11 protein-coding genes are annotated in these 10,460 nt (G+C 75.6%); 3 read left to right on the top strand and 8 right to left on the bottom strand.

The features are described from left to right. Positions 1-132: 132 nt before the first annotated feature. Together ACI79G_RS24680 and ACI79G_RS24675 are read right to left on the bottom strand one after the other, a co-directional pair. Positions 133-411 (bottom strand): hypothetical protein, encoded by a 279-nt coding sequence (locus tag ACI79G_RS24680; RefSeq protein ID WP_456883676.1) that lies wholly within the window; start codon positions 409-411, stop codon positions 133-135. A gap of 283 nt (positions 412-694) precedes the next feature. Further along, positions 695-1,264 carry a bacterial proteasome activator family protein gene (locus tag ACI79G_RS24675; protein WP_456883675.1) on the bottom strand — a complete coding sequence of 190 codons (570 nt, stop codon included), beginning with the start codon at positions 1,262-1,264 and terminating at the stop codon, positions 695-697. Positions 1,265-1,353: 89 nt separating this feature from the next. Between ACI79G_RS24675 and ACI79G_RS24670 the strand changes: the two genes are divergently transcribed. Then, positions 1,354-2,577, top strand: coding sequence for a cysteine desulfurase-like protein (locus ACI79G_RS24670; protein WP_456883674.1), 1,224 nt, complete (start codon positions 1,354-1,356; stop codon positions 2,575-2,577). A gap of 59 nt (positions 2,578-2,636) precedes the next feature. Here ACI79G_RS24670 and ACI79G_RS24665 read toward each other — a convergent pair whose 3' ends face one another. Further along, positions 2,637-3,629, bottom strand: coding sequence for an NAD(P)H-quinone oxidoreductase (locus ACI79G_RS24665; protein WP_456883673.1), 993 nt, complete (start codon positions 3,627-3,629; stop codon positions 2,637-2,639). 80 nt (positions 3,630-3,709) lie between these two features. Next, entirely contained in the window at positions 3,710-4,435 is a 726-nt protein-coding gene (locus ACI79G_RS24660; protein ID WP_456883672.1) for an NAD(P)-dependent oxidoreductase, read from the bottom strand. Between the two features lie 151 nt (positions 4,436-4,586). Here ACI79G_RS24660 and ACI79G_RS24655 point away from each other — a divergent pair, with 151 nt between their 5' ends. Then, a complete protein-coding gene (locus tag ACI79G_RS24655) occupies positions 4,587-5,582 on the top strand; it encodes an AraC family transcriptional regulator (RefSeq protein ID WP_456883671.1) in 996 nt (331 codons plus the stop codon). A 117-nt stretch (positions 5,583-5,699) separates the two neighbouring features. Here the strand turns inward: ACI79G_RS24655 and ACI79G_RS24650 are convergent, their stop codons facing one another. The 4 genes from ACI79G_RS24650 to folP all read right to left on the bottom strand — a co-directional run bounded on the left by ACI79G_RS24650 (position 5,700) and on the right by folP (position 9,787). Beyond that, complete coding sequence (locus ACI79G_RS24650; RefSeq protein ID WP_456883670.1) at positions 5,700-6,668, bottom strand: alpha/beta hydrolase; 969 nt, start codon at positions 6,666-6,668, stop codon at positions 5,700-5,702. Between the two features lie 29 nt (positions 6,669-6,697). Continuing rightward, positions 6,698-8,299: a 4-coumarate--CoA ligase family protein gene (locus ACI79G_RS24645; RefSeq protein ID WP_456883669.1), complete on the bottom strand. Its 1,602-nt coding sequence runs from the start codon at positions 8,297-8,299 to the stop codon at positions 6,698-6,700. 95 nt (positions 8,300-8,394) lie between these two features. Next, positions 8,395-8,820 carry a PaaI family thioesterase gene (locus ACI79G_RS24640; RefSeq protein WP_456883668.1) on the bottom strand — a complete coding sequence of 142 codons (426 nt, stop codon included), beginning with the start codon at positions 8,818-8,820 and terminating at the stop codon, positions 8,395-8,397. Between the two features lie 106 nt (positions 8,821-8,926). Then, entirely contained in the window at positions 8,927-9,787 is an 861-nt protein-coding gene (folP, locus tag ACI79G_RS24635; RefSeq protein ID WP_456883667.1) for a dihydropteroate synthase, read from the bottom strand. Between the two features lie 72 nt (positions 9,788-9,859). Here folP and ACI79G_RS24630 point away from each other — a divergent pair, with 72 nt between their 5' ends. Beyond that, on the top strand, positions 9,860-10,321 hold the full coding sequence (locus ACI79G_RS24630) for a MaoC family dehydratase (protein ID WP_456883666.1): 462 nt from the start codon (positions 9,860-9,862) through the stop codon (positions 10,319-10,321). Positions 10,322-10,460 lie beyond the last annotated feature (139 nt).

Here is a 10,460-nt window from a genome sequence, read left to right as displayed (position 1 = left end):
CGCACGGGGCGGGGCGCCCAGGGCGCGGCCCCGCCGCCAAAACCCCCCCCCCCGCCGCCCCCCCCCCCCCCCGGCCCCGCCCCCCCCCCCCCCCCCCCCCCCCCGGCCCCCCCCCCCCCCCCCCCCCCCCGCTCAGGTGAACAGGTTGTAGGCCAGGACCATGTTGACGATCGCGAGCACGACGGCGACGGCTCCGGTCACCAGCCCGGCCGTGGCCTGGCCGCCCCGTCCGCCGTTGCGACGTGCCGCGGCGCCGAGGCCGGCGGCCACCACGCCGAGGGCCAGGCCCACGACGGCGAAGAGCAGGGCGAGGAGGATGCCGGCGATCCCGGTCACCAGGGAGGCGACCGCCAGGCCGTTCGACCCGCCCGTCCGCCCGGTCGGTGCGGTGCTCGTCTGCTCGCTGGTCATGGGTCCTCCACGCGTCGGTCAGCGGCCGGGATCTCCGGTCGTCGACCGGTCCGGGTGGGTGTCCCGGGGCGCCGCGAAACCGCCTGACCAGGCTGTTCACCGGGTCGGGTGACCCCGGTCACACGCGTGGTGGGCGCGCCGTGACGCTGGGGTGCGGGTCTGCGCTCGGGCGGTCGGGCACCTGCCGCCGCAGCGACGTCCCCCGCCGTGGGCACCGGCCGGTGGCTGCCTCATCGGCGTGTCGAGCAGCCACTCGCCGATGCTCACGGCCTCGGGGGTGGGACTACAGGTACTGGCCGCCGCCGGGGCGGAAGTCGGGCTGCTGGGGCGCGTGGCTGCCACCCGGCAGCGCGCGGCGGCGCATCTCCTCCAGCTGGGCCCGGGCAGCCATCTGCTGCGCGAACAGCGCGGTCTGGATGCCGTGGAAGACGCCCTCCAGCCAGCCGACCAGCTGGGCCTGGGCGATGCGCAGCTCGGCGTCCGACGGGGTCTCGCCCTCGCTGAACGGGAGCGTGATCCGCTCCAGCTCCTCCCGCAGCTCCGGGGCCAGGCCCTGCTCGAGCTCGCGGATCGAGGAGGCGTGGATGTCGCGCAGCCGGTTGCGGCTGGCGTCGTCCAGAGGGGCGGCGCGGACCTCCTCGAGCAGCTGCTTGATCATCGTGCCGATCCGCATGACCTTCGCCGGCTGCTCGACCATGTCGCCGATGCTCCCGCCGCCGTCGCCGGCTGCATCGTCGTCCCGCCCACCCAGCGACCCGCCGTCGGGCACGGGCATCGTGCCGACGGGCCGGCCGTCGGGGCCGACCACGACGACCTGCTGAGGGCGTCCACTGCCGTTGTCAGGTGCGGTCATGCCCCCATCCTCCCCCGGCACCGCGGAGACCTGCCGGGGCGGCCCGGGTCGCCTCCGACCGCAGGGGGCGACGTCTAGTGTCGAAGCCCATGGGACCGGGGGAGGGACGGCTGGACGTCGCCCGCGTCCGGGGCCTCTTCCCGGGACTCTCCGACGGTCTGGTGCACGCCGAGGGGTCGGCCGGCGCGCTGCTCCCCGAGAACGTCGTCCTCGCGGTGGCGCAGGCGATGCGGGTGCCGGTGGCCGACCGCGGCGGGGTCTTCCCGGCGTCCGCCCGCGCGGAGGGGCTGGTCAGCAGCGCCCGCACCGCCGTCGCCGACCTGGTCGGCGGGGTGTCCACCGGCGTCGTCCTCGGGCCGGACCCCTCCCGGCTGACCTGGACCATCGCCCGCGCGCTGGCCCGGACCTGGCGACCCGGCGACGAGGTGGTCGTCAGCCGGCTCGACCACGACGCCAACGTGCGGCCCTGGGTGGAGCTGGCGGCCCGCGCCGGCGTGGCCGTGCGCTGGGCCGAGGTGGACATCGAGACCGGCGAGCTGCCCGACTGGCAGTACGACGAGCTGCTCGGTCCCCGCACCCGGCTGGTCGCGGTGACGGCGGCCAGCTCCGCGATCGGCACCCGCCCGGACGTCGCGGCGATCGCCCGGCGCGCGCACGCGGTCGGCGCGCTGGTCCACGTCGACGGCACGCACGCCGCGGCGCACGACCTCCTCGACGTCCGCGCGCTGGGCGCCGACTTCCTCACCGTCGCCGCCGACATGTGGTGCGGCCCGCACGTGGGGGCGGTGGTGGCCGACCCGGAACTGCTGGCGGAGCTGGAGCCCGAGAAGCTGCTGCCGGTGTCCGACCGGGTACCCGACCGGTTCGAGAGCGGCGGGCACGCCTTCGAGCTGCTCGCCGGGGTCACCGCGGCGGTCGAGCACCTGGCCTCGCTGGACGACCTCGCGACCGGCACCCGGCGGGACCGGCTGCGCGCCTCGATGGCCGCGGTGGCCGCCTACGAGCGCGGGCTGTTCGACTGGCTGGACCAGGCGCTGCGCGCGATGCGCCACGTGCAGGTCATCGGCTCGGCCCCGCACACCACGCCGACGCTGTCGTTCACGGTCGGGGGCATGCGACCGCGGCAGGTGGCCCACGAGCTGTCCCGGCGCGGCATCTGCGCGTGGGACGGCGACCTGTCGGCCCGGGAGCTGTTCGACGCGCTGGGGGCGAACGAGGAGGGCGGCGCCGTCCAGCTGGGGCTGATGCACTACAACACGGCCGAGGAGGTCGGGTACCTCGTCGACGCGGTCGCCGCGCTGCGCCCCCGTTGAGAGAGGACCCCCTCGCCCCCGTGGAGGACCCTCCTGCAGGGTGCCGGGCCCGCGGCCCGTCAGTCCCCCGCGAGCAGCAGGACCTTCCCGACGTGCTCGCTGGCGTCGACCACGCGGTGCGCCTCGGCGGCCCGCGACATGGGCAGCCGCCGGTCGACGATCGGCCGCACCACGCCCCGCTCGACGTCGGGCCACACGTCGTGCCGCACCGCCGCGACGATCTCGGCCTTGCTGCCGGGGCCGGTCGCCGGCCGGGCGCGCAGCGTCGTGGCGTGCACCGAGGCGCGCTTGCGCATCAGCTTGCCGAGGTCCAGCTCGGCCCGGGTGCCGCCCTGCATCCCGATGCAGACCAGCCGCCCGCCGGTGGCCAGGACGTCGACGTTGCGGGCGAGGTACTTGGCCCCCATGTTGTCCAGGACGACGTCCACGCCGGCCCCGTCGGTCTCCTCCATCACCCGCTCGACGAAGTCCTCGTCGCGGTAGTTGACGCCCACCTCCGCGCCCAGCTCGCGGCAGACGTCGAGCTTGGCCTGGGTGCCCGCCGTGGTGAACACCCGGGCGCCGGCCCGGGCGGCCAGCTGGATGGCCATGGTGCCGATGCCGCTGGACCCGCCGTGCACCAGGAACACGTCGCCGCGGCGCAGCCGGGCGAGCATGAACACGTTGGACCACACGGTGCACACGACCTCGGGCAGTGCCGCCGCGGTGGCCAGCTCCACCCCGGCGGGGCGGGGGAGCAGCTGCCCCGCCGGGACGGCGACCCGCTCCGCGTAGCCGCCGCCGGACAGCAGCGCGCACACCTCGTCGCCGACCGACCAGCCGGTCACGCCCTCACCGACCTCGCTGACGACCCCGCTGCACTCCAGGCCGAGGACCTCGCTGGCCCCGGGCGGTGGTGGGTAGGCCCCGGCCCGCTGCAGCAGGTCGGCCCGGTTCACCGCGGTGGCGACGACGTCGACGAGCACCTCGCCGGGCCGCAGCACCGGGTCGGGCACCTCGCCCCACTCGAGCACCTCGGGGCCACCGGATCCGCTGAGGGTCACCGCGCGCATGCCCCGACCTTAGGAGGACCCCGTGCTCCCCACCCTGCGCGTTCGGGGCGGAGCCCGAGACGGGGCCACCCTCCTCAGGCTCAGGCGGGGCTCCTCCTGGTCTCCCTCGCGGACCCGGGGAGGCCCGGGAGTGCGCCGCCCCGCGCCACCGCCGCCCGTGCTCCCGACACCGCGACGCTGCGCGGGCCGTCGCCGGGGACCTCCGCCAGGTCCGCGAGGACCCCGCCCACCGCCCGCCGTGAGACCCGCATCCCCTCGGTGTCCCCGGTGCCGGAGAGGGCGGCCGGCTCGTCGCCGTCGGTCAGGTACACCGGCTGCACGAGCGTCCAGTCCAGCCCGCTGCCGCGGACGATCCGCTCCTGCCGCTCGTGGTCGGCGATCTGGGGGCGCAGGAGCAGGGCGAGCACCAGCCGGCTGGACAGCGGCAACCGGTCCCGCGTCTCCCCGACGCCGTAGGAGGACTGGACGACCAGCCGCCGCACGCCGTGCTCCCGCATAGCGGCGACCACGGTCGCGGTGCCGCGTGAACGCACGTCGAGCGCGGTCCCTGCGCTGCCGAGCAGCCGCACCCGCAGCGGCGGCTCGCTGATGCCCAGCGTCACCACGACCGCGTCCTGCCCGCGGACGGCGCGCGCCACGTCCTCCGGCACGGTGGCGTCGCCGTCCACGGCCCGGACCCCGGCACGGCCCCCGAACACCGCACCCGCCCGGCGGGCGAAGGCGGTCACCTCGTGCCCCCGGCCGGCGAGCGCCTCCACCGCCGCCCGGCCCGATCCCCCGGTTGCCCCCACGACCAGCACCTTCACGTCCTCGCTCCTCTCAGGAGTGCCGGCCCGCTGACCGGCACCCCGAGACTGGTGGGTCGGGGGTTCCGGGCCCATGACCGCACGTCCGGGACCCGTGCCCGTTCGTCCGGACGGCCTGGACGCTCGGTGGCGGCAGCGCCAGGCTGGGGACGTGGTCACCGGGGCGACGCCCGACCGGCCCTGGACGCCGGTCGACCCGGTCGGCGGCGTGCTCGCCGACCTGCGGATCCGGGGCGTCTTCTACTGCCGGGCGGAGGCCACCGCCCCCTGGGGCGTGGAGATGCCGGCCCTCGACGGCTGCATGAGCTTCCACGTCGTCACCGAGGGCAGGTGCGTGCTCGAGGTCGACGGCGTGCGGTCCGTGCTCGCCCCCGGGGACCTGGCGCTGGTGCCGCACGGCCGGGGGCACCTGCTGCGCAGCGGCCCGGACGCGCCGATCGCCGGTCGGGCCGACCTGCTGCCCCAGCAGTACCTCGCGGAGCACTACTCGGTGCTGAGGCTGGACGGCGGCGGGGCGTCGACCGGGATGGTGTGCGGCGTCGTCCAGCCCGACCGGCCGGGAGCGGCCCACCTGCTCGACCTGCTGCCGCCGGTCCTGCACGTCGAGGGCCGGGACGCGGCTCGCGCCGGCTGGCTGCCGGTGCTGCTGGGGGTGATCGCCGACGAGGCCGGGCACGACCGGCCGGGCTCCGAGGCGGTGGTCACCCGGCTCGCCGACGTCGTGGTCATCCAGGCCGTACGCGCCTGGCTCGACACCGCGGCCACCGGGCCGGGCTGGCTGCGCGCGCTGCGCGACCCCCAGGTGGGACGGGCGGTGGCGCAGCTGCACCGGGAGCCCGGGACGGCGTGGACGCTGACCCGCCTCGCTCGGGAGGCGCGGATGTCCCGCTCCTCGTTCGCCGCCCGGTTCACCGAGCTCGCCGGGGAACCGGCCATGCACTACGTCGCCCGCTGGCGGATGCACCTGGCCACCGTCGCCCTCGCCGACGGGGCGCGGGTCGGGGAGCTGGCCCGGCACCTGGGCTACGAGTCGGAGGCCGCCTTCTCCCGGGCCTACAAGCGCGTGGTCGGGGTCCCGCCGGTCACGGCGACGCGGAGGGACCCCGGACGCGCCGGGGCGCCGGCCGCAGCGGGTGCGGCCGGCTGACACCTCCGGCGGCCTCGCCGACCCGCTGCAGGGAGGAGGGCCCCCTCCTCCCCACCGCTCGCACGCTCGCGGCGGTGCCCGGGAGGGGGCCGAGCGGTGGGGGCAGGGGGTCCTCGTTCAGGTGCGGGCCTCCGGCGCCTCGACGCGGAGGTGGAGGGCCAGCTCGGCACACAGCTCGGCCATCGCCTGCGGAGCGCTGCGGCAGAAGCCGGGGAAGCTGAGGTAGCCGTGCGGCATGCCGACGTACGTCGTCGTCCGCACCGGCACCCCCGCCGCTCGTAGCGCGGCCGCGTAGCGCAGGCCGTCGTCGCGGATCGGGTCCAGCTCGGCCACCTGGACCAGTGCGGGCGGCAGCCCGGAGTGGTCGGCCGCGAACAGCGGTGAGGCGTACGGGTCGCGCGGGTCCTGCCCGCCCAGGTAGTGGTCCCGGAAGGCCACGCAGTCGGCCTTGGTCAGCACCGGCGCGTCCGCGTTCTCGTCGACCGACGGGCTGGACAGGGTGAGGTCCGTGGCCGGGTAGACCAGCCCCTGGAAGGCGATCCGGGGCCCGCTGCGGTCTCGCGCCATCAGCGCGACGACGGCGGAGAGGTTGCCGCCGGCGCTGTCGCCCATGACCGCCACGCGGTCGGGGTCGGCTCCGAACTCCGCAGCGCGGGCCACCACGTCGCACAGCGCGGCGTAGCAGTCCTCGGGACCGGCCGGCCAGCGATGGGTGGGCGCGAGCCGGTAGTCCACCGACACCACGACCGCCCCCACCCCGGCCGCGACGCTGCTGCAGTGCCAGTCGACCCCGTCGAGGTCGCCGACCACCCAGCCCCCGCCGTGGAAGTCGACCACGAGCGGCAGCGGACCCTCCGCGCCCACCGGTCGGTGCACCCGCGCCGGCAGGCGCCCGACCTGGCCCGCCACCTCGACCTCCTGCTGCTCGGTGCCGGGCGCCACCCCGCCGAACACGAAGTCGACCACGCGGTTGTGGCCCAGGTGCCGCGCCTGCGCCTCCGCGATCCCCTCGGCGTCCAAGCGGGTGATCGAGAAGCGGCGGGACAGCAGCCCCAGCAGCCGCACTCGCAGGTCCACCCGTGCCATCGGCCGGCCCTGCCTCGTCCCCACCGTCCTCAGCCCGCCGCGCGGAGGTCCTTGCGCAGGATCTTGCCGGCCGCGGACTTCGGCACCGCCTCGATGAACTCGACGATGCGGATCTTCTTGTGCGGCGCGACCTTGCCGGCCATGTACTCCATGACCGCCTCCTGGGTCAGCGCCGATCCGGGGGACCGGACGACGAAGGCCTTGGGCAGCTCCTCGCCGCTCTCCTCGTCCGGCACGCCGATGACCGCGGCGTCGGCGATCTCCGGGTGGCCGATCAGCACGGCCTCGAGCTCGGCCGGGGCCACCTGGTAGCCCTTGTACTTGATCAGCTCCTTGACCCGGTCGACGACGGTGTAGCAGCCGTTCTCGTCGACGATCGCGACGTCACCGGTGTGCAGCCAGCCCTCGGCGTCGATCGTGTCCGCCGTCGCCTGGGGGTTGTTCAGGTAGCCCTTCATGACGTTCGGGCCGCGCACCCACAGCTCGCCGCGCTCGCCGGGAGCGGCGTCCTGACCGGTGGCGGGGTCGACCAGCCGGCACTCGGAGTTCGGGACGGCGAAGCCGACCGAGCCCTTGGGGACCGACCCCGCGGGCACGCCCGGCGGCTCGGCGCCGACATCGGGGGTGGTGTGCGAGACCGGCGACAGCTCGGTCATCCCGTAGCCCTGCGCCACCGTGACGCCGGTGTCGGCGCCCTTGCGCAGCCGCTGCTCGGCGGCGAGCGCGAGCTGCTCGTCGAGGGGGGCGGCACCGGAGGTGACCGCGGTCAGCGAGGAGAGGTCGTACTGGTCGACCAGCGGGTGCTTGGCCAGCGCCAGCAGGATGGGCGGCGCCACGAAGGCCCGGGTGATCTTCTGGTCCTGGATGGTGCGCAGGAAGTCCTCGAGGTCGAAGCGCGGCAGCGTCACGACCGCGCCACCCCAGGCCAGGCCCTGGTTCATCAGCACGGTGAGCCCGTAGATGTGGAAGAAGGGCAGGACGGCGATGATGCGCTCGTCCGCGCCGAGCCGGATCAGCGGCCGGCACTGCGCCACGTTGGCCACCAGGTTGCGGTGGGTGAGCATGACTCCCTTGGGCAGGCCCGTGGTGCCGCTGGAGTAGGGCAGCGTGACCAGGTCGTTGGCCGGGTCGATGTCGACCTGGACCGACGGCGCGTCGGTGGAGAGCAGGTCGACCAGCGAGGCGTGGCCCTCGGCGCCGTCCATGACGACGACCTCGCCGACCGGGGACTCGTGCACCGCCGCCAGCGCCCGGTCGAGGAACGGCGAGACGGTGATCAGGATCTTCGCGCCGGAGTCGCGCAGCTGGAAGGCGATCTCGTCGGGCGTGTACAGCGAGTTGATCGGCGACATGACGCAGCCCGCGGCGGCGATGCCGTGGAAGACCACCGGGTACCACGGGGTGTTCGGGCAGAACATCGCCACGACGTCGCCCTTGCGCAGGCCGCGGGCGTGCAGCGCCGCCGCGACGCGGTCGACGTAGGCGGCCAGCTGGCCGTGGGTGATGACGTCGCCCCGGAGGCCGTCGATGAGCGCGGGCGCGTCGGGCTTCTCGCGCCCGGCGGCGAGGACGAACTCGGGGACGGAGACGTCGGGGATCTCGACGTCGGGGTAACGGCTGGCCAGCGCCACGGGTGCAGCTCCTTCGCACATCGGTGTGGCGCCAGTCTCACATCCCCCGTGGCCGCGGCCACAGGGGGGTTACCGGTGAGTACCCGGACGTGTGGTCAGCGTGGCCAGAGCACCGACTGGGTGCAGCGGAACAGCGCGATGGTCTTCCCGGTCCCGTCGGCGGTCACCACGGCGTCCCACACCTGCGTCGTCCGCCCGGCGTGCGCGTTGGTCGCCACGGTGGTCACCCGGCCCTCGCGCAGGGTGCCGAGGAAGTTGCTCTTCAGCTCGATGGTGGTGAAGCCGGCCGACCCCTCCGGGAGCAGCGCCCGGGTGGCCAGCCCGCAGGCGGTGTCGGCCAGCCCGACCACGGTCGCGGCGTGCAGGTAGCCGTTGGGGGCCAGCAGCTCCGGGCGGACGTCGAGCGCGGCCTCCAGCCGGCCGGGTTCGTGCGCGGTGATCGTCAGCCCCAGCAGCCCCGGCAGGGTGCCCGGCAGCATCGCGTTGAGCTCGTCGGCGGTGTGGAACCCGGTGGCGGCCATGACGGGAACCTAGCCGTGGGGTGGTCCGGCCCCTGCCCGGGCTCGGCCCCCTCGGCAGGGACCCGCGCCGAGCCCGCGGGGCGCGGGGGGGCGGAGGGGTCCTCTCTCAGGCCAGGCCGCGGGTGGTGCGCGCGGGTGGGCGGTCGCCGCGGATGGCGGCCACCATGTCCAGCGTCTGGCGGGTCGCCGCGACGTCGTGCGCCCGGAACACCGTCGCGCCGAGCCAGGCGCTCACCGCGGTCGCCGCCAGCGTGCCGGTCAGCCGCTGCTCCAGCGGGACGTCGAGGGTCTCGCCGACGAAGTCCTTGTTCGACAACGCCACCAGCACCGGCCAGCCCGTGGCGACCAGCTCGTCGAGCCGCCGGGTCGCCTCCAGCGAGTGCCGGGTGTTCTTGCCGAAGTCGTGCCCCGGGTCGACCAGCACCCGGTCGCGGTCCACGCCCGCCGCGACCGCGGCCTCGGCCAGCGCCGTCGTCCGGGCCACCACGTCGGCCACGACGTCGTCGTAGGCCACCCGGTGCGGGCGGGTGCGCGGCGGCAGGCCCCCGGCGTGCGTGCAGACGATCCCGGCGCCGGCCTCGGCCGCCACCTGCGCGAGCCCCGGCTCGACGCCGCCCCACGCGTCGTTGACGACGTCGGCCCCGGCGGCCAGCACCTCGCGCGCCACCTCCGCCCGCCAGGTGTCGATGGAGATCGGCAGGGTCGGGTGCGCGGCGCGGATGGCGGCGACCAGGTCGACCGTCCGGCGGATCTCCTCGGCGGCGTCGACCTCCTCGCCGGGGGCGGCCTTGACGCCGCCGACGTCCACCATGTCCGCGCCCTCGGCGACGACCCGGTCGACGCGCTCGACGGCGGCGGCGAGCTCGTAGGTCGCGCCGCGGTCGTAGAACGAGTCGGGCGTGCGGTTGACGATGGCCATGACCACCAGCCGGCCGGGCGGCACGCGAAGAGCACCGAGCCGCAGCAACCCCGCTCCCCCCGCCGTCGCGTCGTGTGGTGGAGTCAGCCAACCAGATCGGCGCATCGGGAGGAGAGGCTCATGGCACAGACCACGGTGGAGGGCGTCGAGGGCGTGCTGGCCAAGGTCGGCCAGCACCTCGGGCACAGCGACTGGATGGAGATCACCCAGGAGCAGGTGGACCAGTTCGCCGAGGCCACCCACGACCACCAGTGGATCCACGTCGACGTCGAGCGCGCGAAGCGGGAGAGCCCCTTCGGCGGCCCCATCGCGCACGGCTACCTGACCCTGTCCCTGGTCTCGGCGCTGTCCGCGCAGATCATCGAGGCCACGGGCTTCCGGATGGGTGTCAACTACGGCGCGGACAAGATCCGCTTCATGTCACCGGTGCCGGTCGGTGCCCGCATCCGCGCCTCGGCGACCCTCGATGACGCCAAGCAGTTCGAGGGCGGCGTGCAGATGACCCTGGGCATCACGATGGAGATCGAGAACCAGAGCAAGCCGGCGATGGTCGCTGCGATCCTCTTCCGCCGCTACGTCTGACGACCTCGGCGGTCCCCGGTGATCAGCTGACCTGATCGTCCCCGGTCCTGGGCCCCCCCCCGGGGGGGGGGCGGGGCCGGGCCCGGCTTTCCCCCAGCTGAACCGGCGTGTCCGGCCCCCAACGGGCCCGCGCGCCCTC

It is taken from the genome of Geodermatophilus sp. SYSU D00779, from assembly GCF_054050595.1.
Note: the sequence above shows the minus strand (reverse complement) of the source record. Positions and strands in the feature narration are given on the sequence as shown.

Excerpts from the sequence above, each read along its gene's own strand:
- ACI79G_RS24680 (WP_456883676.1), bottom strand. The coding sequence starts at position 411 with ATGACCAGCGAGCAGACGAGCACCGCACCGACCGGGCGGACGGGCGGG.
- ACI79G_RS24675 (WP_456883675.1), bottom strand. The coding sequence starts at position 1,264 with ATGACCGCACCTGACAACGGCAGTGGACGCCCTCAGCAGGTCGTCGTG.
- ACI79G_RS24670 (WP_456883674.1), top strand. The coding sequence starts at position 1,354 with ATGGGACCGGGGGAGGGACGGCTGGACGTCGCCCGCGTCCGGGGCCTC.
- ACI79G_RS24665 (WP_456883673.1), bottom strand. The coding sequence starts at position 3,629 with ATGCGCGCGGTGACCCTCAGCGGATCCGGTGGCCCCGAGGTGCTCGAG.
- ACI79G_RS24650 (WP_456883670.1), bottom strand. The coding sequence starts at position 6,668 with ATGGCACGGGTGGACCTGCGAGTGCGGCTGCTGGGGCTGCTGTCCCGC.
- ACI79G_RS24640 (WP_456883668.1), bottom strand. The coding sequence starts at position 8,820 with ATGGCCGCCACCGGGTTCCACACCGCCGACGAGCTCAACGCGATGCTG.
- ACI79G_RS24630 (WP_456883666.1), top strand. The coding sequence starts at position 9,860 with ATGGCACAGACCACGGTGGAGGGCGTCGAGGGCGTGCTGGCCAAGGTC.